This window comes from Flavobacterium fructosi (genome assembly GCF_042787335.1).
GTDB lineage: Bacteria > Bacteroidota > Bacteroidia > Flavobacteriales > Flavobacteriaceae > Flavobacterium > Flavobacterium fructosi.
The window spans coordinates 1-24,509 of record NZ_JBHZQA010000015.1 but is presented as its reverse complement, the minus strand read 5'-3'; the positions used below and the strand labels follow the sequence as shown (position 1 = coordinate 24,509).

Here is a 24,509-nt window from a genome sequence, read left to right as displayed (position 1 = left end):
AAAATATGGGAATGGGTTATTTGATTCTTGCCGGAGCAATTATGCTTTTCAGCTGGTTAGTTAGTTCAAGACTAAAAAGCAAATTTGAACATTATTCTAAATTACAATTACAAAACGGAATGTCAGGCGCTGAAATCGCCGAAAAAATGCTTGCTGATAACGGAATTCGGGATGTCAAAGTCATTTCGGTTGCGGGGCAATTAACGGATCATTACAATCCTTTGGATAAAACAGTGAATTTAAGCGAGGCGGTTTACAATCAACGAAATGCAGCTGCAGCAGCTGTGGCGGCACACGAATGTGGTCACGCTGTGCAACACGCTGTGGGATATCAATGGCTGACGATGCGTTCTAAATTAGTGCCCGTAGTGAATGTGGCGTCAACTTACATGCAATGGATTTTGCTTGCCGGAATCTTGATGATGAAAACTTTTCCACAATTGCTATTGGTAGGAATTGTAATTTTTGCAGCAACAACTTTGTTCTCTATTGTTACTTTACCGGTAGAATATGATGCGAGTAATCGTGCATTAGCTTGGTTAGAAAACAAAAGAATGTTGACACAGCAAGAGCAAGCGGGTGCGAAAGATTCTCTAAAATGGGCTGCCAGAACGTACGTGGTTGCTGCTTTAGGTTCTATTGCTACGCTGTTGTATTATGTTTCGATTTATATGGGCGGAAGAAGAAATTAATTTTTAGCTCAAAAAAATATATCCGTCTTGTTTGGAAACGAGACGGATTTTTTTTGCAAAATAATCAAATGAACAATTAATCAAAAACTACAATTGAATCTGTCGGTCAATTTGTTGGTCTAATGATATAAAGGTTTCCGTTCTGGAAACGCCTTCAATAGCCTGAATTTTTGTGTTGAGCAATTGCATTAAATGTTCATTGTCCCGACATATAATTTTTATCAGAATAGACCAGTTTCCAGTGGTGTAATGGCATTCTAAAACTTCTGGAATTTTTTTTAAATCTCTAACGGCTTCTGGATTTCTTGCAGCTTTATCCAAGTAAATACCAACAAATGCCATCGTATTATATCCCAGGATTTTATTGTTCACTGTAAACTTTGAGCCCGAAATCACTCCGGATTGTTCCAGCTTTCGCAAACGTTGATGAATCGCAGCTCCTGAAATCCCTATTTTATTAGCGATTTGAAGGATTGGCATTCGCGCATCTTCCATCAGGAAACGTAAAATTTCTTTATCGATGCCGTCTATTTCTACTATTAAGGAATTGATTTTCATAATTTACTGCTTGAAACTAAAGAATAGTTTTTAGTTTTAATTTAAAACCAAATTTAAGGAAAAAACGAATAATAGGAACAAAGAATGATTTTTTTGTAATGGTTACATAACAAAAACCATCCGTTTTAGCGGATGGTTTTTGTTATTTAGAGATAAATTAAAATTTATTTTGTTTTGTTAGCTTCGATAATATACTTTTCCAAAGCCATGGTCATCGAGGGAGTTGCAGGTGTAGGTGCAAGTATGTCCACCCGTAAACCGTGATCCAAAGCTTCTTTTTGGGTTGTGCTTCCAAAAACTGCAATTCGAGTGTTGTTTTGTTCGAAGTCTGGAAAATTCATAAACAATGATTTTATTCCGGTTGGGCTAAAGAAAGCCAAAACATCATAATATACATCGGCTAAATCAGATAAATCACTCATCACTGTTCTGTAAAAAACGGCAGGAGTCCAGTCCACTTTTAATGCATTTAGTGTTATTGGTGCATCGGCATTTAATTGATCTGAAGCAGGTAATAAGAATTTTTCGTCTTTGTATTTTTTTATTAATGGAGACAAATCGGCAAAATCTTTAGGTCCAACATAAATTTTGCGTTTTCGATATACGACATATTTTTGTAGGTAAAACGCAATGGCTTCAGACTGACAAAAGTATTTTAATCCTTCAGGAACTTTATAACGCATTTCATCAGCAACTCTAAAGAAGTGATCAACAGCATTTTTACTCGTCAAAATGATAGCAGTATATTGATTAAGATCGATTTTTTGAAGTCTAATCTCTTTTGCATTTACTCCTTCTACGTGAATAAAAGGTCTGAAATCAATTTTTACTTTATGCCTTTGTTGAAGCTCAAAGTATGGGGAATTTTCCACTTTAGGTTCTGGTTGTGACACCAAAATTGTTTTCACTTTCATATTTAAAACGGTTTCTAAGCATTCCCTTTTGTAAAGCAATAATACATAAAATAATAGGGAGCTATTTCAAAAGTGCAAAGATATAAAATAAAATAAAACAACTTACCTAATATTAAATTTTGATAATTTTTTATTGAAATTAAATAGCTTATTACGTTGGCAGCTATTACTACAGCTATAAATAGGAAAACCATATTTTTTGATAAGGAGTTGTAATAGAACAAAATAATATTGATTGGCAGTATAAATAACCCAATGTAAGTTCTATAAGTGACCTTTTGAAGGTTAAATTGCTCAACAAATTCTTCGATATCAAATGCTGTAGCAATTATTTTTTCGATTAAATATTTTGAAAGAATGAAGAAAATAAGAAAAGTTATTATTTGAATATATAAAACCCAATCTGTTTTTAAAGCTTTACCAAAAGAACTAAGCGAAAGCTGAATAAAAAAAGCAAACGAGATCACCTGTACAAAAAACAAAGAGATGGTAAAACCGCTTTTGAGGTGGCTACTGTCTCGGTATACTTTAACATACTTATCTGAAAAAATTAAATTTGCAAAATCACCAAAACGGTTTTCGAAAATGGATTTAGTTAATGCAATGGTAGCAAACGATAATATAAATAAAAGCGTTGCCCAGTCATTATTTTCGATTGTTCTCAGTTGAAGTACATGTTCCGTCATAGCGACGCGAAATTACTAATTTTTTATATCATTCTTTTTATTATAATTTTATTATGAATCAAATCGTATAAAAAGTTTACTTTTGCGGTGAAATTACTCTAAAACATGAACGATTCCATTGTTATAATCCCAACCTATAACGAGATTGAAAATATAGAAAGCATTATTCGATCGGTGCTTTCCCAACACAAACCTTTTCATGTTCTTATTATTGATGATAACTCTCCAGATCATACAGCTGATAAAGTAGTTCAACTACAATCGGAATATTCAGGTCGGTTATTTTTAGAAAAAAGAGCCAAAAAATCAGGTTTAGGAACCGCGTATGTGCATGGTTTTAAATGGGCTTTGGAATGTAAATATGAGTATATTTTTGAAATGGATGCAGATTTTTCACACAATCCTAATGACTTAGGAAAATTGTATAATGCTTGTCATTTAGGCGATGCTGATTTGGCAATAGGTTCCAGATATGTTACCGGTGTGAATGTCGTAAACTGGCCTTTAAGCCGGGTATTGATGTCCTATTTTGCATCCGTTTATGTAAAATTGATAACTGGAATGAAAATTCACGATGCTACGGCCGGATTCGTTTGTTACAAAAGAAATGTTTTGGAAAAAATTAATTTAGATAAAATAAAATTTGTTGGCTACGCGTTTCAAATTGAAATGAAGTATCGAACATTTTGTAAAAAATTTCAAATTGTCGAGGTGCCTATCATTTTTACGGATAGGACTAAAGGGCAATCAAAAATGAGTAACTCTATTATTGTTGAAGCAGTTTTTGGAGTTATTTCACTTAGATTGAAAAAATTAATTAACACATTATAAGAAGAAGAAACGATGAACAGGGTTTTAATTAAGAATGCCAAAATAGTAAATGAAGGAGTAATTTTTGAGGGCGATGTATTAATTGAAAATGACTTAATTGTTGAAATTTCAGAAAGTATAAGTGCTAAATCTTCTCAATGTGTAATTATTGATGCCGAAGGGAATTATTTGATGCCAGGTGCTATTGATGATCAAGTGCATTTTAGAGAACCCGGACTTACCTATAAAGGCGATATAGAATCAGAATCGAAAGCGGCAGTTGCAGGTGGAATAACTTCTTATATTGAGCAGCCGAATACGGTGCCAAATGCTGTAACACAAGAAATTTTAGAAGAAAAATACCAAATCGCTGCAGAGAAATCCTATGCGAATTATTCTTTTATGATGGGAGCTACCAATGATAATTTAGAGGAAGTTCTAAAAACAAATCCTAAGAATGTTGCCGGAATAAAAATATTTTTGGGATCATCAACCGGTAATATGTTGGTTGATAATGAAGCGACTTTAGAAAAAATATTTTCGAGTACGCCTATGCTTATCGCCGTACATTGCGAGGATGAGGCCACAATTCAAAATAATTTAGCGAAATACAAAGAAGAATTTGGAGAAGATGTTCCTATAACTGCTCACCATTTAATTCGCAGTGAAGAGTCTTGCTACATCTCTTCTTCAAAAGCTGTGGCACTGGCAAAAAAAACAGGTGCACGTTTGCATGTTTTTCATCTTTCGACTGCCAAAGAAATGGATTTGTTTACTAATAAAATACCATTGGAAGACAAAAAAATTACCGCTGAAGTTTGTATTCACCATTTATGGTTTACCAATGATGATTATGCGACCAAGGGAAATTTGATCAAATGGAATCCCGCAGTTAAAACAGCCAATGATAGAAAGGTTTTATGGGAAGCATTGCTTGATGACAGAATTGATGTGATCGCAACAGATCATGCGCCACATACTTTGGAAGAAAAAAAACTACCATATCTGAAGGCTCCTTCTGGTGGACCATTAGTGCAACATGCTGTGATAGCTATGTTTGAAGCACATCATCAAGGGAAAATCAGTATTGAAAAAATTGTTGAAAAAATGTGTCATAATCCGGCCAAGATTTTCAAAATTGAGAAGCGCGGTTTTATAAAAGAAGGTTATTATGCCGATTTAGTTATTGTAAATTCAGGTCTGCCTTGGAGTGTAAAGAAAGAAAATATTATTTCTAAATGTGGTTGGTCACCTTTTGAAGGATTTACATTTAAATCCAGAATTACACATACTTTTGTAAACGGACAATTGGTTTACAATTCTTTTAAAGTGAAAGACATCCGTGCAGGAAAAAGATTGTTGTTTGATAGATAATAAAAAATGAAGAAAATAATTATATTTTTAGCGATTGTCGTCGTGTTTGTTAGCTGTAAGGATGAGGTTGTCAAGAAGCCAAATCGCATTGTAGAGAAAGAGACAATGATCAATATTATGTATGATTTGTCAGTTTTAGACGGTATCAAATATCAAAATCCGGCTTCTTTGGACTCTTTTAAAATAAATCCAAAGAAATATATTTATAAAAAATATAAAGTGGATAGTCTTCAATTTGCGCAAAGCAATATTTATTACGCTTCTAATTATGAGGAATATTCAGCAATTGTAGATGAGGTAAATACTCGATTAGTTGCAACGAAAACGGGAGTCGCAGCCTTGATTAAGGCTGAGGCGAAGAAAAAGAAACCGATAAAGAAATCAATTTTGCCTAAAAGTAAAATAATAGATTCATTGGAAATCTCGCAAAGAAAAAAGCTTTAGTTACAAATTTGCAATAGCTTTTATGTAGTGATGGATGTCTAAAAAATCCGTTTTTAAAATAATTGTGATTTTCTCATTAGAATACTCATTTTTAGAATAAGATGCTTTTGCAGTAGCACTTGGTAGTTTTCTTTTTTGCATAAAAATATTCGATAGAATCCAATCTATTCTCCACATAATTTCCATTAAAAATGGTTTTGCATGATAGGATGGCCTTTTTACAAGTAGCGAATCAGCAATACTGTTCAAGATATCTCTGAAGACAATATTTGTTGCAATTAATGTAAATCGTTCGTTATGGATGTCACTTTTCATTAATTGAGCTGCAATTCGGACGACATCAGTCACAGCTATAAAACCCGAACTTCCCAAAGTGTAAAAGGACAATCCTTGTTTTACTCTCGTAAAAATTTTTCCGCTTCCTTGTTCCCAAAAACCAGGGCCGATAATAACACCGGGATTTATAATTAGTACTTGCAATCCTTCTTGTTGGCCACGCCAAATCTCCATTTCGGCACCATATTTAGAAATAGCATAATCGCTATGTGGTTTCTCGGGATTCCATTCGGTTTCTTCTGTAATAACTTTTTCATGTGAAGCAATATCACCAAGGGCAGCAATGGAGCTCACAAAACATAGTTTTTTTATAGCATAGGCAACACAAAAATTGACAATATTTGCGGTTCCTTCAATATTGATTTTTCGAATTAAATCTTCGTCTTTTGGATCGAAAGAAATCAAAGCGGCGCAATGATAAACGTACTCGATTCCCAGGAAAGCATTTTCTAAAGCAGGAACGTCAGTGATATCAGCTTGAATCCATTCGATAGCGGCAAATAATTCAGGCTTTTTGTATAAATTAAAGAGGTTTTTAGTTTTTTCGATACTTTTTGCACTGCGATAGATAGCACGAACATTTGCACTGCCGATACTTTGGGATTCCATTAAATGAAACAATAGATGCGCGCCTACTAAACCGGTTCCTCCTGTGACTAAAATCATGCTACGAAAATACGAATAATTTTTTTCGAATAACCTAATAAACAAATAACCTAATCCGCAATAAATTTTATCTTTGTGCAAATTGATTAAAAAGATGAAGAATTTTATTGAAGAAGTAACTTGGAGAGGAATGCTCCACGATGTTATGCCCGGCACAGAAGAACATTTGATGGAACAAATGCGTGTGGCGTATGTGGGAATTGACCCAACTGCCGATTCATTGCACATAGGACATTTAGTTGGCGTTATGTTATTAAAACATTTTCAACTATCGGGACATAAACCATTAGCGTTAGTCGGTGGTGCGACAGGAATGATTGGTGATCCTTCAGGGAAATCAAATGAAAGAAATTTATTAGACGAAGCAACTTTGCGTCACAATCAAGAAGCTATAAAAGGACAATTGTCCCGTTTTCTGGATTTTACTTCCGATGCGCCGAATGCGTCAGAATTAGTGAATAATTACGACTGGATGAAGAACTTTTCTTTTCTGGATTTTATTCGGGATATTGGAAAGCACATTACGGTAAATTATATGATGTCTAAAGATTCAGTAAAAAAACGTTTGTCTTCTGAAGCTGCCGAAGGAATGTCATTTACGGAGTTCACGTACCAATTGGTTCAAGGATATGACTTTTTGCATTTGTATAAAAACAAAAATTGTACACTACAAATGGGAGGAAGTGACCAGTGGGGAAATATCACCACAGGAACTGAATTAGTGCGCAGAATAGCGGGTGGAAAGGCGTATGCTTTGACTTGTCCGTTGATTACAAAAGCGGATGGAACAAAATTCGGAAAATCTGAAGGTGGAAATATTTGGTTGGATTCTGTAAGAACTTCACCATATAAATTTTACCAATATTGGTTAAATACATCTGATGTTGATGCGGAAAAATACATTAAGATTTTTACTTTTTTATCGAAAGAGGAAATTGAAGTTTTAACGGAAAAACATCGAGAAGCACCACATTTACGTTTGTTACAAAAACGTTTGGCCGAAGAAATTACGGTGATGGTGCATTCAGCCGAAGATTTAGAAAATGCGATAAAAGCGTCAAATATTTTGTTTGGGAATTCTACTTCTGATGATTTGAAACAATTGGATGAAGTAACTTTCTTGGATGTTTTTGATGGTGTTCCTCAAGCGGAAATCAGCAGAAATGAAATCGAAGCGGGAATTAATATTGTTGATGTTTTAAATGAAAATACAGGTTTTATGAAATCGAATGGTGAAGCAAGACGTGCTTTGACTGCTAATTCTATTTCAGTAAATAAAGAAAAAGTTGCCGAAAATTTTGTGCTTTCGAGCAAAGATTTAATCAACAACCAGTTTGTCTTGTTACAAAGCGGTAAGAAAAATTATTTTGTGGTTAGAGTGGTTTAATAAGAGAATTGTTTATCGTTTATTTGGTTAACTAAGTAAACAAATAAACTTTTTAAAGCACCATCAAATTACAACCTCGAATATCAGAATTATCAAAACGTCCCAATACCTCGAAAGAGTTGTTGGGATTTTTTTTGCCTAAATCCTGTGTGGCAATAAAAGAGCAGGAATTAATATTGGCCAGATCAATTACGTTGATTCCGCCCGTTTTACCGTCTTCAATATAAGTCAAAGCATCTTCAGTATCACGAACGAGTATTTGAATCCAAGATGGGCATTCAAATACGCCTTCACCAAGAGAATAGGCTTGCGAAAGCAATTCGGTCATTCCGTATTCTGAATGAATGGCTGAAACGCCAAATCCTTTGCATAATTGTTCATGCAATTCTTCCCGAATCATTTCTTTACGTTTGCCTTTCATACCGCCCGTTTCCATGATAATGGTATTTTGCAATTGAAACTGGTGTTTTTCAACTAAGTCTAATAAAGCATAAGTAACACCTATCAAAATGACATTTTGTCCTGATTGGTCTAATGCAATTAGTTTGGCTATAAGTTCATCATGATTGTGCAAATAAAAACCACTTTCGGGATGATTTGACAATTGAATTAAATCTTCGACCATATAAATCAATGAAGAACCCTCTCTTTCCAGATAAGATGGCAATAGAGCCAAAACAGCATAATCTTCGATGTTGCCGTAAAATTGAGAAAATCCTTTGCGATAACTTTCTTCGTATATGGAAGTATCCGTTACTAAATGCTTGCTGGTACTCATTCCGGTTGTTCCGCTACTTGTAAATGTAGCCTGAATCGGATTTGTATTCGAAACTACAGAATGACTCTTGAAAAATTGAATAGGCAAAAACGGAATCTGCTGTAATGATTTTACTTTATGGGAATCTGTTTTCAAAAAATTACAAAATTCCTGATACACTAAGTTATTTTCATATTGAAAACGAAACGTTTGCAAGGCTGTTTTTTCAAATTGCTTTTGAGATGAAATGGCAAATATATCGGTAGTTAGAATCAAGCTTATTTTTTTTACAAAAGTAATTAAAAAATCTGTTGGGTTCCTATAAACACAAAATCTACTAAATGTATTTCCATAAAAAAAGCTCCAACATTAATTGGAGCTTTTGAATTTTGTTTAAAGGATTATCTTACGATTAATTTTCTTGTAGCCGTTGCTTCCTCCTCGTTAATTTTTATAATATAAACACCAGGGGAAAGATTGGAGATATTTAATTCTCTGGAACTTAGCATCGTTTGAAGTACTTTTTTTCCTAATATATCAAAAATAATTACTTCTTTGTCATAATCATTTTTTGATGTAATATAGACTTTACCATTACTCACGGGATTTGGGTACAAACTTAAACCTTCAATTGAGGTAGTTTCTAGGGTTCTTGGTTGCTGTTTGTTTTCTTGAGCGGAGAGGCTTATAGAAAAGAAAAAAACCAATAATGTAATAATATAAAAGTAGTTTTTTTTCATTAGTTCTGAATGTTATTAGTAAAGATATACAAAATATTTCAAATACTATACCAAAAAAAACACCTTTCAAAAGAAAGGTGTTTAGTAAATGTATTTATGATTTTTTTAATAAAAACTATTTAATCAAATTAGTGCCGCCAACGGTTGCCCATGTACCAGCAGTTAATGAAGCACCTGTAGCAGATGTACTTGATGTAAAATTGCCAACTGGAAAACTCACTATTATAGCAGATGTAGCTCCTACAGGTACAGTTTGTGTTGTTGAAGAGATGGTCACATTAGTTAATTTTATTTTTGATCCATTAACTTGATTTGTGTTTGTGGTTGCATCTTGAATTTTTACTGCGGCACCTTTGTAAACGGTTGTTCCTTCAGTGTAGTCGCCGTATCCTGAGATAATGATGTTACTGTAATCTCCATTTCCTTCTTTTTTGAATTGGAAAGCATCAACTTGAACATCACCAGCAACTTCTGGTACACATCCTGCTTCTCTTTTTAAAGTAATGTTGGAAACTTTTGGCCAAAATGCATTGTTATTGTTAGAACATTCGATTTCCATTCCGTAGTTTCCTTTACCCGTTTGATAAGCATACCAGTTAGAGTTGTTTTGACCTTGCCATCCATCTTGCCAGTCGAAAGCATCATCATAGTTACCATACGAAATAGCGTTTGTCATACTTACAGTTCCTCCAAAAAATTCATATCCATCATCAGCACCTTTGTAAGAAACTAAGTGGTCTAATGTTGTTCCTGAACCAACTGAATAAAATGTAAATCCATTATTTTCTTTTGTTCCATCAGCTAATTTTGCTCCAGCATATTCAACTCGGGCATAGTTTAATGAACCTCCGTTGTGAGTTGCATTTGTTCCTCCATAAGGTAATGCATTTCCATCTTCTGACGTAGAAGTTGTTACACCACCAATTGCTTTAATTGGCGCATCGCCGTAAATTATAATTCCTCCCCAAGAACCTGGAGTTGCAGAAGCTTCTGTAAATACAACTGGTTTATCAGCGGTACCATTAATGTTTAATTTTCCTCCGTTTAAAACAACGAATGCATTGTCTCCAGTAGTTTTATTTGCTGTAATTGTGGAACCTGCATCAAATGTAACTGTTACTCCCGAAGCAACCTTAACAATACCTTTTAAAGTGTAATTTCCATATGCAAAAGTTTTATTTGCAGTTATTGTACCTGTAATTTCTCCTGTTGCTGCTGGTGTAACAGGGATTGGGCTGTCACTATTAGAGCAAGAATTTAGAAAAAGCCCTGTAGCAAGCGCTAAAGCAAAAAATTTAGTTTTCATAATCAGTTGTATTATTTATTGTTTTTTATTTTTGTCAAAATTATGGGAAAACTTCACGAAGGATGTTAGCGGAATATTACAATACAGTTACTAAAAAAACACTAAAATGTGAAGTGAATGTTAAGTGTGTTACGGGAATTTTAAGCGTAAAAAAAGCCCTAAGTAAATAGGGCTTTCTCGTGTTAGGCAGTATGTGTTAAAAAGTGTATCCTAAATTAACGGAGAATCCTCTCCCTTTTTTGTAACTGTTTGTTATATTTGATTGTTCTACAATGGAAGAAGTTCCGTTATTTCCTTGTTCCGATTTGCGCATAGGATCAAATAAATTATCAGCACTGAATTTTAAATCAAAATGATTGGATAATTTGCTGCTCCAGATGAAATCCAACTGTTGCGCCGGTAATTCATAAATATGGTCCAATCCTCCTGTTCCAACAGCATAAATTCTTTTTCCAAATACAGAATAAACTAATGAAACCGTGTTGCTCCAAGATTCGCTTAAGTCAAATTGGTATTTTAAATCAGAATTGATTAGCCATTTCGAAGCGCCTTGTAGTTCTCTATTTTTAAAAGTTTCGATTGATGTAGTCACATTGCCGTCACTATCAGTAGTGATTGGTTTCACATCTACTTTCGTATGCATTAAAGAAGTGTTGAACCCAAAAGAGAAATCAGTTAAGCTTTCGTTAATTCTTGCAAAGTCAAAGATGAATTCGATTTCAGCTCCATATAAAACTGCGTTGTCAGAATTTAAATAAGTGGTAATAGTTGAATTGGCAGCATTAGAGATGAATGTTCTTTCAATAGGCTGATCTATTTTTTTACCGAATAATCCGAGGACAAAAACTTCTTTTGATGTCGGGAATAATTCATATTTTAAATCAACATTATAGTTGTTACTATTTTCTAGAAATGGATTCCCTTTTGTTGAGGTTCCATCAGCATTGATATACTCGATAGGGTAAGATTCCATTACAACGGGTCTTGTATATGTTTTTCCAGTTGCAAAACGTAGATTCGATTTTTCGGTCAAACCGTATTTCACATTTAAAGCAGGCAAAACATACAAATTATCATATTTTAAAGTTTTAAATGGATCTGAGAATGAACCCTGTGTTCTGTATTTTGTCTCTCTCATTGTACTTTCTAAACGAATTCCTCCGTTTACTTCCCATTTTTCTCCAAATTTGTAAAGTAAGTTTGCGTAACCTGCATTAGCAGTTTCTTTTAGTTTTGCCTGATACGTAGCGTTAGAACTTTCTCTAAAATTAATAGCATTTGAGGATATATAGCTGTTTAATTGAGTGTCTACGGAATTCAAAGACGTGGTAAAACTGTTTGGCGCACTATTATTTACGGGCGTTATAAAGCGATACGATGAGGTCATATCCGACATGTTTCCATTGTAACCGGCGGTAAAAATATTATTTTTTTCGTCTTTTCCAAATTTCAAACTGTATTCTCCTAAACCTGAAAAATAAGAATCACCAGAAATATCTAAATATTGTTTAATGAAATTATTTCCAGCAACAGAAACTAAAATATCGTCTGTTCCTGATCTTGTTCCTGAAAAGAATTTTCTGTCTGGTTGCGCATACTTAGTAATCGCATAGGAAACTGCCGCTTTTACATTTTGACTTTTATCTTCATTCAATGCATATTCGCCCAATAACTGGTTGTTTAAATAATTAGATTCGTCTAATTGATTGGTTCTGATTAAAGTGTTATTGTTACTAGAGTTTGAGTCAGCTACACCAAATTGATCTTTAATCAGATTTTCAGTAGTTCTAATAAAAAGGGTATTGTAAGAAAGTTTTAGTCTGTCAGTTGTGTAATTCAATCCAACCAAAGAAGATAAGGATGTTTTGTATCGGTATTCTGTATTGTCAAAATCATTTCTGTAAGTAAAGCCAGAAGGATTATTTGTAAAAGTTCTTTCCACACCGTTTCTAATCGAATAGTTATTGTCAAAATTGATGGAAAACAAGTACGAAAAAGTCTTGTCGTCTTTCAGGTTAAATTTCTCGGAATGAAGAAAACCAATGCTTGAATTTAGAGGACTGTTTATTTTTGAAACATCAAATCCACTTTTAAAAGATCTCAGGGATTCATCTGGGGTAAGCGTGTAGCTTGAAGGAGTATTTCCTAAAAGTGCTGGAAGTTTTCTGTCGTTTCCGGTCAATCCAAATAATCCTTTTGTTGAATTAGCGTCTTTAGAAATTAAAAACTTTTCTAAATTGTTATTTAAAGTGTACCCAACTCCAACATTTAATTTGGTTACGCTTTTTGACCCTTTAGATGTTTGAATATTAAAAGTACCTCCGGCAAAATCGCCGTAAATATTGGGATTAAATGTTTTGTACACTTCAATAACACCTACGATATCAGTAGAAAATAAATCCAACGGGATAATTTTTTTGAAAGGATTGTTTGTTGGAGCAGCGAGATCGTTTATCAATAAGTTATTATAGCGGTCTTCTAATCCACGTACAAATAACCCTCTTGAACCTACTTTTGTAATTCCGGTTATTTTGGTTAGTCCTTCTTCCACATCGCTAACGCCTTTGCGAGCCATTTCTTGGGCACCAATACTTTGCTTGATCACCACTGCTTTCTTTTGTTCAAGCAATAAAACCGTTTCTTTTTCTCGGCTGAAATTAGATTTTATTACGACATCTTCCAGTTTGTAACTTCCGGAACCAAGCGCTTGATTTATAGTTGCGGTTTCGTTTGCAACTACAGTTACTGGAACATCTACGGATTCATACCCTACGAAACTGAATTGCACTGTGTAATTTCCTGGAGCAATAGCAATCATATATTTACCATCTATATCAGTATTACTCCCTATAGAGGTTCCCTTTATAAGTACATTTGCAAAAGGCAGCGATTGATTGTTAGCATCTTTATCAGTTAGGATTCCGGAAATGGTGCCTTTGCTCTGTGAAAAAGAAAAACTTGTAATTAATAATGCTATAAACAATATTCTAAATTTCATTTTATTGTATTTTATTTTTATGCAAAGTAATTGCTGTTTTGTAAAGTAAAAGTTATTTAGCCGTTACCATTTAGTTTCGTGAATATTAATAAATCGTTAACATATTAAATTACGGTTAATGGGATTTTTAAACGGTTCTTTTATTGCTATATTTACAATCAGAATTGAAAATCACTGAGTATTTCAGTAGTAAATTCTTTTAGATTAACATAATTTTTCTATTTATGAAAAAAAGAAACACAAAGATTTTACTAGTTGATGATGAGCCGGATATTTTGGAAATTGTAGGGTACAATCTTACTCAGGAAGGTTATCAGATATTTACCGCAGCAAACGGAAAAGAAGCTATATTAAAGGCTAAGAAAGAATTACCTGATCTTATAATCATGGATGTTATGATGCCAGAGATGGACGGAATGGAAGCCTGTGAAAACATTAGAAAAATCCCGGAACTGAATAATGTGATTATTACTTTCCTAACAGCAAGAAGCGAAGATTATTCTCAAGTGGCTGGTTTTGATGCTGGGGCCGATGATTATATTACAAAACCAATTAAACCAAAACTATTAGTCAGTAAAGTAAAAGCACTATTAAGACGATTGAACGAACAAGAGCAAAATAGTGAAACGCTTAACGTAGGAGGAATTGAAATCAATCGGGAAGAATATAAAATAAGAAAAGACGATGTTGAAATAGCGTTGCCACGAAAAGAATTTGAATTGTTTTATTTATTGGCTTCAAAGCCAGGGAAAGTATTCAAAAGAGACGAAATTTTAGATAAAGTATGGGGAAATGAAGTTGTTGTTGGCGGAAGAACAATAGACGTTCATATTAGAAAATTACGGGAGAAAATCGGAGAAGATTTTTTTAAAACTATAAAAGGAGTTGGCTACAAATTTGAAGTGTAAGCGACACACATTTTTATACGCATAACAAATTTAAAAATTCAAATCGCTTTACTGCGAGATGTGAAATAGATGAAAATAAATTTTAAAAAAACCTATAAATTTGCCATAAAGTCAGCTTTATTCATTAGCCTTTTTGCTGCTGGATTCGTAGTGTTGATGGTGCTGTTGTTTTTTGGTTCGAAAGTTAGTAATTTAATGTTCTTTGGAATAGTTTGCCTTTTCGTTATTTATTTATTTTCTTTTCTAGTGTTGCAATATAGGGTCGAACGGTTCATTTACAGACGAGTAAAAAAAATATACGACGATGTATCTTTACTGGAATCCAGTTCCTTTATAAATCAGCCCATTACTACTGATATGGAAACCCTAACCCGAGAAGTTAAGAAATTTGCTACCGATAAAAAATTGGAAATAGAAATGTTGCAGGTTCGAGAAGAATATCGAAGAGAATTCCTTGGCAATGTTTCCCATGAATTAAAGACGCCTTTGTTCACTGTGCAAGGCTATTTATCTACCCTTATCGATGGTGCGATGGATGATAAAACAGTTCGTAAAAAATATTTAAAACGTGCCGAAAAAGGAGTAGAGCGATTAATCTACATTGTCGAAGATTTAGATATGATTACAAAATTGGAATCGGGTGATTTGAATCTGGATTTTTCTGAATTTGATATCGTGGAATTAGCGCAAAATGTTTTCGATTTACTAGAAATGAAAGCCGATAAAAAGAAAATCACATTAGCTTTTGAAAATTATCACATACAACCTATTATAGTGTATGGAGATAAAGATAAGATTCAGCAAGTTGTCGAGAACTTAATTGTAAACTCGATAAAATACGGAAAAGAGGGCGGCCTTACAGAAGTTTCTATTGTTAATTTGACAAAGAAAAAGGTCTTAGTTCGAATAACTGATAATGGTGAAGGAATAGAAAAACAAAATATTCCAAGGCTTTTTGAAAGGTTTTACAGAGTGAATAAAAGCGGCTCCCGTGCAGAAGGAGGTTCAGGTTTAGGGCTAGCAATTGTAAAGCACATAATAGAAGCGCATAAGGAGAAAATATATGTAGAGAGTGAGTTTGGCATTGGGTCTGAGTTTTCCTTTACAATCGAGAAGGCGAGATTTGAGAAACCAGAATTAGATCTTGAAAAAATCTATAGTAAAAGTCTTTATGTCAACAAAACAAAAAAATAATAAGTCTGGAAATTAGTCAAAGCAAATCTTACAAAAAAGACTGCACATCTTTTCTTAATGATAATTTATCATCAACATAATACTATGTTAACATTCGCTTAACATAACAGCTTCATCTTTGCAAAAAAAATAATCATATAACAACGATGAAAAAAGTTTTATTTGCAGTTTTAGTTATGACTTCAGTTTTGGCTAATGCACAAGATGTTAAGAGTGATACAATTAAAGCAGTAGCTGTTGATTCTTTAGAAACAATGAGTGTTGATTCCGTTAAAACAGTAACAATAGAATCTTTGAAAGAATCTATAGACGAACATTCTATGAAGTTTTCAGGTCTGGACGAAAGGCTTGCGACCATGGATAGTGATTTGGGAAAATTAACCAAAATTAAATTTTCCGGATACCTGCAAGCACAATACGAGATGTATAATTTTCAAGACAATATAGGACCCGGTCCTTCTACTACTGCGGTGCCTATAAAAAACACTTTTTTTATCAGAAGAGCACGTGTGAAATTGACGTATGAGCCAGTTACTGGTGCGGTATTTGTAATTCAACCGGATTATGCATTTGATAAAGTTACTTTAAGAGACGCTTATGTTCAGTTAAATGATAAATGGTTGCAAACATTTAAGTTGTTTTTAGGGCAATTCAACCGAACGAGTTACGAAGTGGAGTTTTCTTCACGCTCAAGAGAATTGTTAGAAAGAAGCAGAATGTCTGGAATTTTGTATCCGCAAGAGAGAGACTTAGGGGCAAAAATCGAAATGGATTTAGAGACTAAATATGAGATACCATTTAAATTTCAGTTAGCTGTTTTTAACGGAAATTATGGTGAAGGTTCTTTGACAAATAACCTTAGAGATGTAGATAATAAGAAAGATGTGATGATGAGAGGTGTTTATTCTTTTAAGTTTCCTTCTCAAGGTTTGGGAATTGATGTAGGAGCTCATACTTATTTAGGAAATACAGCAGTTTTACAAGCAGGAACTTTCAGCGATGCAAATAATAATAATTTCACAGCTAAAGTAGGAGATAGTTTCCAAAAAAGATGGTTTGGTGGCGAGATGAGAGTTTATTATGATTTTCTTGGAGGAATGTCTCTTAAAGGAGAATATATCTGTGGAAAGATATCAGGCGAAAAATCAACTACAGCTTTGCCTGTAGCAAATAGCAATCCTAGTTTTAATTTTAATGGGATTAGAGATTTTTCAGGATACTATGCGACTTTGGTGAAAAATATTGGAACGAGCAATCAAATTGCAGTTCGATATGACAGTTGGGATCCAAACAGACATCTTGCAGGAGATGCAGTGACTATTAAAGAAGATTTGAAATACAATAACTGGTCATTTTCTTGGCAATACTTTTACGATGATAATGTAAAAATCGTTGCTGGTTATAGTTTACCAATTAATGAAAAAAGTACCACAGTAGGTGGCGATTATATAAAAGACAAATTAGATAACACGTTTACAATTAGAATTCAAGCTGGATTTTAAAGCAATAGATTAGACTTTAATACAAATAATAAAATAAAATGAAAACAACAAAAATTAAATTAGTAGCTGTTCTATTAGTGGTTATGGCAATAGGATTTTCTTTTACATCATTGAATAAAATAACAGTTAAAGGTTCTGATACCATGGTTATTTTGTCACAAAAATGGGCTGAGGTGTATATGCAAAAACATCCAGGAACAACGATTCAAGTAACAGGTGGAGGTTCAGGTGTAGGTATTGCGGCATTGATTAATGGCTCAACAGATATAGCAAATTCTAGTCGTCCTATGAAATCATCGGAGGTGGAAAAATTAAAAGCTCGTTACAGTACATTAGGTGTTGAGATTCCTTGTGCAAAAGACGGATTGTCTGTTTATTTAAATAAAGCGAATGGAGTTTCGGAACTTACAATAAAACAAATTGGTCAAATTTTTGCCGGAAAAATTACAAACTGGAAAGAAGTTGGTGGTATAGATGCAAATATTAGATTGTACGGTAGAGAAAGTAGTTCAGGTACGTTTGCCTTTTTCAAAGATAATGTGGTAAAAACGGATTACTCTCCAAGTTGTCAAACATTGCCAGGAACTGCAGCTATTGTAAATGCAGTTAAGAAAGACAAATTAGGAATAGGTTACGGTGGTGCTGCTTACGCTGAAGGTGTAAAAGATTGTAAAGTAAAAAAAGACGATAAAAGTCCAGGTATTGCACCAACTGCAGAAACGATCAAGAACAAAACGTATCCAATTACAAGATATTTATATATGTATTTGAAATCAAGACCAACAGGTGAAACTAAAGCTTTTATCGATTGGATCTTAAGTGCAGAAGGTCAAAAAATTATTACATCAGTAGGTTATTTTCCTGTAAAATAACTAAGGCTTTTAGTATCCCTTACCGGTTTTTCCAGTAAGGGATACTTTTTATTTTAAAGCATAAATAGATTTAATGTTTACCCAAGTAATAGAAAATTATGAAAACAAGTAAATTAAAAATTGCAACTATTTTATTAGCCGTTATGGTAATAGGATGTACTTCTAGCGAATCGAAAAAGGTAACTGTGAAAGGTTCAGATACCATGGTGATCTTATCTCAAAAATGGGCTGAGGCATTTATGAAAAAAAATCCTAAAACTACAATTCAGGTAACTGGAGGAGGTTCTGGTGTAGGTATTGCGGCATTGATCAATGGTTCAACGGATATTGCAAATGCAAGTCGCCCTATGAAACCATCTGAAGTAGATCAATTAAAGGAAAAATATAAAACTAGTGGTTTAGAAATTGCTTGCGCAAAAGATGGTTTGTCCGTTTTTCTAAATAAAGAAAATCCCGTAGCAGAACTTACAATAGCGCAACTAAGCGATATTTTTTCTGGCAGAATTACGAATTGGAAAGAGGTAGGTGGTGACGATGAAAAAATCCAATTGTACGGTCGAGAAAGTAGTTCAGGTACTTTTGAGTTTTTTAAAGAGCATGTCGTAAAAACAGATTTTTCGAAAACATGTCAAACTTTGCCGGGTACAGCTGCGATTGTAAATGCAGTTAAAAAAGACAAATATAGTATTGGATACGGCGGTGCTGCTTATGCCGAAGGGGTAAAAGATTGTAAAATTAAAGTAGACGGTAAAAGTGCAGGAATTTTGCCAACGGCAGAAACTATTAAAGATAAAACCTACCCAATTTCAAGATATTTATATATGTATTTGAAGTCGCAACCAACAGGAGAAGCTAAAGCTTTTATCGATTGGATATTGAGTCCAGAAGGACAAAATATGGTGGAAGAAGTCGGGTATTACCCTTTAAAATAATAGTAGCTTTTGTTGCATGCACCGTTTTTGAGTGCGTGTTTTTTAATATATAACTTATGAATTCTTAAATAAAATAAATGAATTCCGAATTTCCAAATAAACAAAATTTCACTAAAGAAAGCCTGAAAAAACAATTTAGACTTTCTGAGTTTCTAGCTGAAAAAATTATATCATCGGTTGCTTTTTTATCGATAGCTATAATTGTTCTTATTTTTGTTTTTGTTTTTAAAGAGTCGTTGCCTATTTTTAATTTTGGTACATCTGAAAAAGCAAAAACTGAAATTGAGGCTACTCCTGATTCAGGTGCAAAGCCAGAATCTTATGGCTCAGAACCAACGGAGGAATTAAAACCTGAAACGTACGGTTCAGAAGCTGTTACAAACGAGGATTTGAAACCAGAAACATACGGTTCAGAAGCTGTCACTAATGAGGATTTGAAACCAGAAACATACGGTGATGTAAAAGCGGAGCCAACTGTTGAAGGTTCTTCAGATGAAATGAAAGAAGTAGTAGGAAGTAATAATGAAGGTGCTGATAAAACATGGAGTACTTTTTTTACTACAGAATGGGTACCCGTTTCTGAACATCCCAGATTTGGTTTAATAGCATTATTAATAGGAACTTTAAAAGTGACAATAATCGCTATGTTGATTGCGGGACCCATTGCAATTTTAGCGGCGATTTATACTTCTTGTTTTGCATCAAAAAGGGCCAAAGAAATTATTAAGCCTATCATAGAGATGCTGGCGGCGTTTCCATCAGTTGTTATTGGTTTTTTTGCATTGATGGTTTTAGCGACATTTTTTCAAGACATTTTTGGATATGAATCAAGATTAAATGCTTTCATCGGCGGGGTTGCTATGGCCTTGGCTGCAATTCCTATTATTTATACCATATCAGAAGATGCACTTTCAGCAATACCCAAAACATTTACTGAGGCAAGTTTAGCACTGGGAGCGAGCAAATGGCAAACTGCATTTTTTGTGATTTTACCTGCTGCTACGCCGGGGATTTTTGCCGCATTACTTTTAGGTGTTGGCCGGGTTTTTGGAGAAACGATGATTGCGCTTATGGCAACTGGGAATGCTGCATTATTGTCAGCGAATCCTTTTGAAAGTGTGCGTACTTTTGCGGCGACTATTGGTTCAGAAATGGCGGAGACAGTTTTTGGAGAAACCCATTACAGTGTCTTGTTCTTCATTGGATCATTACTTTTCATCTTTTCGTTTGCATTAAATGCCGTTGCAGAGTTTTATGTAAAAGGTAAATTAATCAAAAAATTTCAAGGTAAATAATCATGAATACAGTTATCAACGAAACAGAAAACCACTTTTTTTCAAACAAAAAAAAGGGTGTAGATGTAAAAGGAAAATTCATTATTGGAATTACTCAAGTTGCAGTGCTCTTGATCATTGCCGTTCTTTTTATTATTTTAGGTATTATTATTTATGAAGGTCGTGAAAAATTTTCATGGGAATTTATCAGCTCATTCCCTACAAATGGAATGACAGAAGGCGGAATATTTCCTGCTTTAATCGGTACTTTTATATTGGTTGTTGTAATGTCAATTGCAGCTGTTCCTTTTGGCACTATAACGGCTATTTATTTAACGGAATACGCGAAAGAAAATTCAAAAATTGCAGCCGCGGTCCGATTCTCTATTCGAACATTGGCAGTTGTGCCTTCAATTATTTTTGGTTTATTTGGACTTGGATTTTTTATTCAGTTTGTGGGGGGAGGAATAGATAAAACGTTTAGTGCAGGACAATTGCATTGGGGGCAACCTAATATTCTTTGGGCAAGTCTTACTATGGCTTTACTTACGCTGCCTGTAATTATTGTTTCAGTTGAAGAAGCGTTGAAAACAATTCCTCGTGAGTTGCGTGAGGCAAGTTTAGCTTTAGGAGCAACAAAGTGGCAAACCATTAAAAATGTAGTGCTTCCAGGGTCTATTTCTGGAATTATGACTGGGACAATTCTGGCGGTAAGCAGAGGTGCAGGAGAGGTAGCTCCTATCTTATTTACCGGAGCGGCTTATTATTTAGCTACTTTACCAGAATCTTTGAGTGACCAGTTTATGAATTTGGGATACCATATTTATATTATGTCAACTCAATCTTCAGATGTCGAAAAAACAATGCCTATTCAGTTTGCTACAACATTAGTATTATTAATCCTTACCCTATCATTAAACTTAGTAGCAGTAATTATTAGATCCAGAATTAGAAGAAGAGCAAAATAATTTGAAATCTGACTAATAAATTATACTTTAGATTTAACATAAAGAAACATGAAAGATATAAAAATACACGTTAATGATTTATCATTATACTATGGGGAAAAAAAGGCATTAAAGGAAATTTCGATGCAAATTCCAGCTAATAAAGTAACCGCTTTAATTGGTCCCTCCGGATGTGGTAAATCGACATTTTTAAGATGTATCAATAGAATGAATGACCTTATTCCTGATGTGAAAATTACGGGTGAAATGCTGGTTGAAGGAGTTGATATTTATGACAAAAATGTTGATGTTGTTAATATTAGAAAAAAAATAGGAATGGTTTTTCAAAAATCAAATCCATTTCCAAAATCTATTTATGAGAACATAGCGTACGGTCCAAAAATAAATGGAATAAAAAACAAAACAGAATTAGATGAGATAGTAGAAACTTCTTTACGAAAAGCTGCTATTTGGGACGAAATAAAAGACAGACTGGATGATTCTGCTTTGGGTCTTTCGGGGGGACAACAACAACGTTTGTGTATCGCAAGAACATTGGCAGTTAGTCCGGATATTATTTTAATGGATGAACCTGCAAGTGCGTTGGATCCAATTTCTACTTCAAAAATCGAAGAATTAGTTCATGAATTAAAAGAGCAGTACACTATAATTATTGTTACGCATAACATGCAACAAGCCGCAAGAACAAGTGATTATACCGCGTTCTTTTATCTGGGTGAGTTGATTGAAATGGGTAAAACTAATGCTATATTTACAAAACCAGAGCAAAAACAAACTGAAGATTACATCACAGGTAGATTTGGATAAAAAAATAATTTAAAAATTGTAAAATTTAAAGATTTATAGACCTAAAAGGTCTTAATTGGAAATTCCATAATCTTTAAATTCTTTAATCTTTTAATACTTAAATTGAGAAAAAACATGGCTTCACACTTTGAAATAGAATTAGAAAAACTTAAAAATATAATTGAAAAGATTGGTGTTTTAGCAGAGAATCAAGTTGGAGAATCTGTAAAAGCATTACTGTCAGAACCTGTTTCAGAAGGAAAAGAAGTAAAAAAAGTAGAAAATAAAATTGATAAATTAGATGTAAAAATCGATGAAATTTGTCAAAGTATTTTTGCTTTGCAACAGCCCGTTGCTTCTGATTTACGTTTTATCATGTCTGCAATGCAAATTAGTAACGAGATTGAACGTATAGGGGATTTGGCTATTAGCATTATAAAAAAAGCTAAAAATATTAAAGACAAGCACGACTTGATTGTTAAGTTTAATATTGCGGATCTTGCCAGACAAGTGGAGATTGTTACCATTAAAACAAATGAATGTTTCTTGACTCGCAGTGAAAATAGTATTGGAGAAATTTTCATTTTAAACAATACGATAAAAAACGATTGTGATGATGCGATTCACAATATAATCAACGAGATGAAGTCTAATTCTAAAACGGTTGTTTCAGGGACAAATCTGGTTATTGTTTTAAAACATTTAGAGCGTATTTCAGAGCATTGTACTAATATTGCCGAATATGTTTATTTTATGATTAATGCAAAAATAATCAAGCACGAGAAATTTGGTGAGAAGAAATCCGATAATTAATTTGTTCCGGATTAAACAGTAATTGATTCAAATTAAAACACACTAACTACTGGCCTTTAAAGTAGTATTAGTGTGTTTTTTGTTTATCAGAGAAATGGCTTTGAAAAGGAGTCATTAATCAGTTAATAATCGATTATTTCTCTTCAAAAACCTGAAATAATGATTTCCAATCTAAGCTCGTTTCTATTTGAGGAAGTCCCTTGTACTGTTCTGTTTCAAGGAGATGTTCTATTTTAAAATCGTTTTGTTCTGCGTAAGGAACTAATCCTTCGTTTTTTAGCTTTTTGGCTAAATATTGCTGCTCGTATTGGCCGGGAGTAGGAATAAAAAAAGCTTTTTTGCCTAGTTTTGTCAAATCCATTATGGTCGTATAGCCAGATCTACATAATACCAAATCACTTTCGTTGAATATTTGTTCGAGTTGTCGTGTATTCATGAAATTATAATACGTGACATTTTCTATTTGCTCCTTTTTTTGAATCTTCTCAACAACGCCTTTTATAAAAACGACTTTTCCACGATATTGTAAAATTTCGATTTTTAATTTTTCTTCCAATATTGCTCGTTGCGGTTCAGGACCCGAAAGGATTACCATGAGATCGTATTTTTTTTCCGTGTCTTTTTTGTGAAGGCGGCTTAAAGGTCCAATGTAAGTGGGATTTAAATTATTTTTAGGTAAATGTCCTAATTCGCCGGTTAAGCTTGGTTTTTTCTCAAAGTCAGGAACCCAGCAAGCGGTATATTTTTTTATAATATGCTGATGTAATTTACTAGTAATCCATGTCGTATTTCCCGTCATCACTTTCAACTGATGGGTAATAAAAACAGAAGGTATTTTTTTACTAAAAACGCCCAAACGGTTATCAGATATAATTCCTTCAATACCATATTTCTTAATCCATTCTTTGACCAATTTTTTCTCCTTCCAAATCGCTTCCATCATTTTTGGAGAATTTCTCAACAGTTTCCATCTAAAATTCTTTGCATTTTTGGCATATTCTATATGGTAGGACGGTAATTCAAGGAACTGTATATATGGAAATTCTTTTCGTAATATTTCAAGGGCAATCCCATCAGAAGCAATTATGGGAATATAGTTATTCTCCTGCAAAGCCTTAATAATTGGAATACATCGCGTAGCATGTCCCAGACCCCAGTTTAATGGAGCAATCAGAATCGTTTTGCTGTATGAATTCAGATCCATTGGTAGATGTGTCTATTTGTTTTATTGGGGAAGATACATAAACGAGAGTTTGTTTGTATTTGCAAAGCATTACTAAACTATTAAGTTATCTAATTAATTCTGGTTTTTTATGCTAAATTTGTTTGATTTTTTATGGAATAAATTAAAAAGAGACTGTCAAAAAAATTGGCAGCCTCTTTTCTGTAGTTTTTCGAAGGTACCGTCTCATAGAGTGTGTAAGTTAAAAAGTTATTCTGAAAATTTGAGCTAATTCAAAAGCTCAAATTTTCAGAATAACTTTTTAACGTATATTTATAAACACACTTTAATATGAGAAAAGAAGAATTATTATCCGATGATTTTTTAAAGCAGTTCAAAACAGGAGAAGAACTGTATGGCTTTTTAGCCC

At 33.7% G+C, this 24,509-nt stretch carries 23 protein-coding genes; 14 read left to right on the top strand and 9 right to left on the bottom strand.

Annotation, left to right across the window (positions count from 1 at the left end; genetic code table 11):
• Positions 1-5 precede the first annotated feature (5 nt).
• Positions 6-692, top strand: a complete 687-nt coding sequence (locus tag ACFX5D_RS15445) for a zinc metallopeptidase (RefSeq protein ID WP_379859099.1) — start codon at positions 6-8, stop codon at positions 690-692.
• An 87-nt stretch (positions 693-779) separates the two neighbouring features.
• On the opposite strand, the gene ACFX5D_RS15440 is transcribed toward ACFX5D_RS15445, so the two are convergent.
• The 3 genes from ACFX5D_RS15440 to ACFX5D_RS15430 form a co-directional block, all read right to left on the bottom strand.
• Entirely contained in the window at positions 780-1,250 is a 471-nt protein-coding gene (locus ACFX5D_RS15440; protein ID WP_103999056.1) for an Lrp/AsnC family transcriptional regulator, read from the bottom strand.
• 164 nt (positions 1,251-1,414) lie between these two features.
• Positions 1,415-2,164 (bottom strand): uroporphyrinogen-III synthase, encoded by a 750-nt coding sequence (locus ACFX5D_RS15435; protein ID WP_103999055.1) that lies wholly within the window; start codon positions 2,162-2,164, stop codon positions 1,415-1,417.
• 14 nt (positions 2,165-2,178) lie between these two features.
• Positions 2,179-2,850 (bottom strand): DUF4271 domain-containing protein, encoded by a 672-nt coding sequence (locus ACFX5D_RS15430; protein ID WP_379859098.1) that lies wholly within the window; start codon positions 2,848-2,850, stop codon positions 2,179-2,181.
• A 105-nt stretch (positions 2,851-2,955) separates the two neighbouring features.
• On the opposite strand from ACFX5D_RS15430, the gene ACFX5D_RS15425 reads away from it, so the two are divergent.
• Genes ACFX5D_RS15425 through ACFX5D_RS15415 form a run of 3 tightly spaced genes read left to right on the top strand, consistent with a single transcriptional unit; the run spans position 2,956 to position 5,478 of the window.
• Positions 2,956-3,681 carry a polyprenol monophosphomannose synthase gene (locus ACFX5D_RS15425; protein WP_379859097.1) on the top strand — a complete coding sequence of 242 codons (726 nt, stop codon included), beginning with the start codon at positions 2,956-2,958 and terminating at the stop codon, positions 3,679-3,681.
• A 12-nt stretch (positions 3,682-3,693) separates the two neighbouring features.
• Positions 3,694-5,034, top strand: a complete 1,341-nt coding sequence (locus ACFX5D_RS15420; protein ID WP_379859096.1) for a dihydroorotase — start codon at positions 3,694-3,696, stop codon at positions 5,032-5,034.
• Between the two features lie 6 nt (positions 5,035-5,040).
• Positions 5,041-5,478 (top strand): DUF4296 domain-containing protein, encoded by a 438-nt coding sequence (locus tag ACFX5D_RS15415; protein WP_379859095.1) that lies wholly within the window; start codon positions 5,041-5,043, stop codon positions 5,476-5,478.
• Here the strand turns inward: ACFX5D_RS15415 and ACFX5D_RS15410 are convergent, their stop codons facing one another.
• Positions 5,479-6,480 (bottom strand): NAD-dependent epimerase/dehydratase family protein, encoded by a 1,002-nt coding sequence (locus ACFX5D_RS15410; protein ID WP_379859094.1) that lies wholly within the window; start codon positions 6,478-6,480, stop codon positions 5,479-5,481.
• Positions 6,481-6,574: 94 nt separating this feature from the next.
• On the opposite strand from ACFX5D_RS15410, the gene tyrS reads away from it, so the two are divergent.
• Positions 6,575-7,867 (top strand): tyrosine--tRNA ligase, encoded by a 1,293-nt coding sequence (gene tyrS, locus ACFX5D_RS15405; protein WP_379859093.1) that lies wholly within the window; start codon positions 6,575-6,577, stop codon positions 7,865-7,867.
• Between the two features lie 52 nt (positions 7,868-7,919).
• On the opposite strand, the gene ACFX5D_RS15400 is transcribed toward tyrS, so the two are convergent.
• The 4 genes from ACFX5D_RS15400 to ACFX5D_RS15385 all read right to left on the bottom strand — a co-directional run bounded on the left by ACFX5D_RS15400 (position 7,920) and on the right by ACFX5D_RS15385 (position 13,668).
• Positions 7,920-8,900, bottom strand: coding sequence for a LuxE/PaaK family acyltransferase (locus tag ACFX5D_RS15400; protein WP_379859092.1), 981 nt, complete (start codon positions 8,898-8,900; stop codon positions 7,920-7,922).
• Between the two features lie 125 nt (positions 8,901-9,025).
• Positions 9,026-9,364: a T9SS type A sorting domain-containing protein gene (locus tag ACFX5D_RS15395; RefSeq protein ID WP_379859091.1), complete on the bottom strand. Its 339-nt coding sequence runs from the start codon at positions 9,362-9,364 to the stop codon at positions 9,026-9,028.
• Between the two features lie 115 nt (positions 9,365-9,479).
• Positions 9,480-10,670, bottom strand: coding sequence for a hypothetical protein (locus ACFX5D_RS15390; protein ID WP_379859090.1), 1,191 nt, complete (start codon positions 10,668-10,670; stop codon positions 9,480-9,482).
• A gap of 196 nt (positions 10,671-10,866) precedes the next feature.
• Positions 10,867-13,668 (bottom strand): TonB-dependent receptor, encoded by a 2,802-nt coding sequence (locus ACFX5D_RS15385; RefSeq protein WP_379859089.1) that lies wholly within the window; start codon positions 13,666-13,668, stop codon positions 10,867-10,869.
• A 224-nt stretch (positions 13,669-13,892) separates the two neighbouring features.
• Between ACFX5D_RS15385 and ACFX5D_RS15380 the strand changes: the two genes are divergently transcribed.
• The 9 genes from ACFX5D_RS15380 to phoU all read left to right on the top strand — a co-directional run bounded on the left by ACFX5D_RS15380 (position 13,893) and on the right by phoU (position 22,917).
• Positions 13,893-14,576 (top strand): response regulator transcription factor, encoded by a 684-nt coding sequence (locus tag ACFX5D_RS15380; protein WP_379859088.1) that lies wholly within the window; start codon positions 13,893-13,895, stop codon positions 14,574-14,576.
• Positions 14,577-14,645: 69 nt separating this feature from the next.
• Positions 14,646-15,770 carry a sensor histidine kinase gene (locus tag ACFX5D_RS15375; RefSeq protein WP_379859087.1) on the top strand — a complete coding sequence of 375 codons (1,125 nt, stop codon included), beginning with the start codon at positions 14,646-14,648 and terminating at the stop codon, positions 15,768-15,770.
• Positions 15,771-15,916: 146 nt separating this feature from the next.
• The gene (locus tag ACFX5D_RS15370) at positions 15,917-17,272 is read left to right on the top strand and encodes a porin family protein (RefSeq protein WP_379859086.1); all 1,356 of its coding nucleotides are present in this window, start codon (positions 15,917-15,919) and stop codon (positions 17,270-17,272) included.
• Between the two features lie 38 nt (positions 17,273-17,310).
• Entirely contained in the window at positions 17,311-18,144 is an 834-nt protein-coding gene (locus ACFX5D_RS15365) for a phosphate ABC transporter substrate-binding protein (protein ID WP_379859085.1), read from the top strand.
• A gap of 98 nt (positions 18,145-18,242) precedes the next feature.
• Complete coding sequence (locus ACFX5D_RS15360; protein WP_379859084.1) at positions 18,243-19,076, top strand: phosphate ABC transporter substrate-binding protein; 834 nt, start codon at positions 18,243-18,245, stop codon at positions 19,074-19,076.
• A gap of 77 nt (positions 19,077-19,153) precedes the next feature.
• Positions 19,154-20,371, top strand: coding sequence for a phosphate ABC transporter permease subunit PstC (pstC, locus tag ACFX5D_RS15355; protein WP_379859083.1), 1,218 nt, complete (start codon positions 19,154-19,156; stop codon positions 20,369-20,371).
• Between the two features lie 2 nt (positions 20,372-20,373).
• Positions 20,374-21,318, top strand: a complete 945-nt coding sequence (gene pstA / locus ACFX5D_RS15350; protein ID WP_379859082.1) for a phosphate ABC transporter permease PstA — start codon at positions 20,374-20,376, stop codon at positions 21,316-21,318.
• Between the two features lie 48 nt (positions 21,319-21,366).
• Positions 21,367-22,125, top strand: a complete 759-nt coding sequence (gene pstB / locus ACFX5D_RS15345) for a phosphate ABC transporter ATP-binding protein PstB (RefSeq protein WP_073208923.1) — start codon at positions 21,367-21,369, stop codon at positions 22,123-22,125.
• Between the two features lie 114 nt (positions 22,126-22,239).
• Positions 22,240-22,917, top strand: a complete 678-nt coding sequence (gene phoU / locus ACFX5D_RS15340) for a phosphate signaling complex protein PhoU (RefSeq protein WP_379849066.1) — start codon at positions 22,240-22,242, stop codon at positions 22,915-22,917.
• Positions 22,918-23,050: 133 nt separating this feature from the next.
• Here phoU and ACFX5D_RS15335 read toward each other — a convergent pair whose 3' ends face one another.
• Positions 23,051-24,121, bottom strand: coding sequence for a glycosyltransferase (locus tag ACFX5D_RS15335; protein ID WP_379859081.1), 1,071 nt, complete (start codon positions 24,119-24,121; stop codon positions 23,051-23,053).
• Positions 24,122-24,509 lie beyond the last annotated feature (388 nt).

Excerpts from the sequence above, each read along its gene's own strand:
- ACFX5D_RS15445 (WP_379859099.1), top strand. The coding sequence starts at position 6 with ATGGGAATGGGTTATTTGATTCTTGCCGGAGCAATTATGCTTTTCAGC.
- ACFX5D_RS15440 (WP_103999056.1), bottom strand. The coding sequence starts at position 1,250 with ATGAAAATCAATTCCTTAATAGTAGAAATAGACGGCATCGATAAAGAA.
- ACFX5D_RS15435 (WP_103999055.1), bottom strand. The coding sequence starts at position 2,164 with ATGAAAGTGAAAACAATTTTGGTGTCACAACCAGAACCTAAAGTGGAA.
- ACFX5D_RS15430 (WP_379859098.1), bottom strand. The coding sequence starts at position 2,850 with ATGACGGAACATGTACTTCAACTGAGAACAATCGAAAATAATGACTGG.
- ACFX5D_RS15425 (WP_379859097.1), top strand. The coding sequence starts at position 2,956 with ATGAACGATTCCATTGTTATAATCCCAACCTATAACGAGATTGAAAAT.
- ACFX5D_RS15420 (WP_379859096.1), top strand. The coding sequence starts at position 3,694 with ATGAACAGGGTTTTAATTAAGAATGCCAAAATAGTAAATGAAGGAGTA.
- ACFX5D_RS15415 (WP_379859095.1), top strand. The coding sequence starts at position 5,041 with ATGAAGAAAATAATTATATTTTTAGCGATTGTCGTCGTGTTTGTTAGC.
- ACFX5D_RS15410 (WP_379859094.1), bottom strand. The coding sequence starts at position 6,480 with ATGATTTTAGTCACAGGAGGAACCGGTTTAGTAGGCGCGCATCTATTG.
- tyrS (WP_379859093.1), top strand. The coding sequence starts at position 6,575 with ATGAAGAATTTTATTGAAGAAGTAACTTGGAGAGGAATGCTCCACGAT.
- ACFX5D_RS15395 (WP_379859091.1), bottom strand. The coding sequence starts at position 9,364 with ATGAAAAAAAACTACTTTTATATTATTACATTATTGGTTTTTTTCTTT.
- ACFX5D_RS15390 (WP_379859090.1), bottom strand. The coding sequence starts at position 10,670 with ATGAAAACTAAATTTTTTGCTTTAGCGCTTGCTACAGGGCTTTTTCTA.
- ACFX5D_RS15385 (WP_379859089.1), bottom strand. The coding sequence starts at position 13,668 with ATGAAATTTAGAATATTGTTTATAGCATTATTAATTACAAGTTTTTCT.
- ACFX5D_RS15380 (WP_379859088.1), top strand. The coding sequence starts at position 13,893 with ATGAAAAAAAGAAACACAAAGATTTTACTAGTTGATGATGAGCCGGAT.
- ACFX5D_RS15375 (WP_379859087.1), top strand. The coding sequence starts at position 14,646 with ATGAAAATAAATTTTAAAAAAACCTATAAATTTGCCATAAAGTCAGCT.
- ACFX5D_RS15370 (WP_379859086.1), top strand. The coding sequence starts at position 15,917 with ATGAAAAAAGTTTTATTTGCAGTTTTAGTTATGACTTCAGTTTTGGCT.
- ACFX5D_RS15365 (WP_379859085.1), top strand. The coding sequence starts at position 17,311 with ATGAAAACAACAAAAATTAAATTAGTAGCTGTTCTATTAGTGGTTATG.
- ACFX5D_RS15360 (WP_379859084.1), top strand. The coding sequence starts at position 18,243 with ATGAAAACAAGTAAATTAAAAATTGCAACTATTTTATTAGCCGTTATG.
- pstC (WP_379859083.1), top strand. The coding sequence starts at position 19,154 with ATGAATTCCGAATTTCCAAATAAACAAAATTTCACTAAAGAAAGCCTG.
- pstA (WP_379859082.1), top strand. The coding sequence starts at position 20,374 with ATGAATACAGTTATCAACGAAACAGAAAACCACTTTTTTTCAAACAAA.
- pstB (WP_073208923.1), top strand. The coding sequence starts at position 21,367 with ATGAAAGATATAAAAATACACGTTAATGATTTATCATTATACTATGGG.
- phoU (WP_379849066.1), top strand. The coding sequence starts at position 22,240 with ATGGCTTCACACTTTGAAATAGAATTAGAAAAACTTAAAAATATAATT.
- ACFX5D_RS15335 (WP_379859081.1), bottom strand. The coding sequence starts at position 24,121 with ATGGATCTGAATTCATACAGCAAAACGATTCTGATTGCTCCATTAAAC.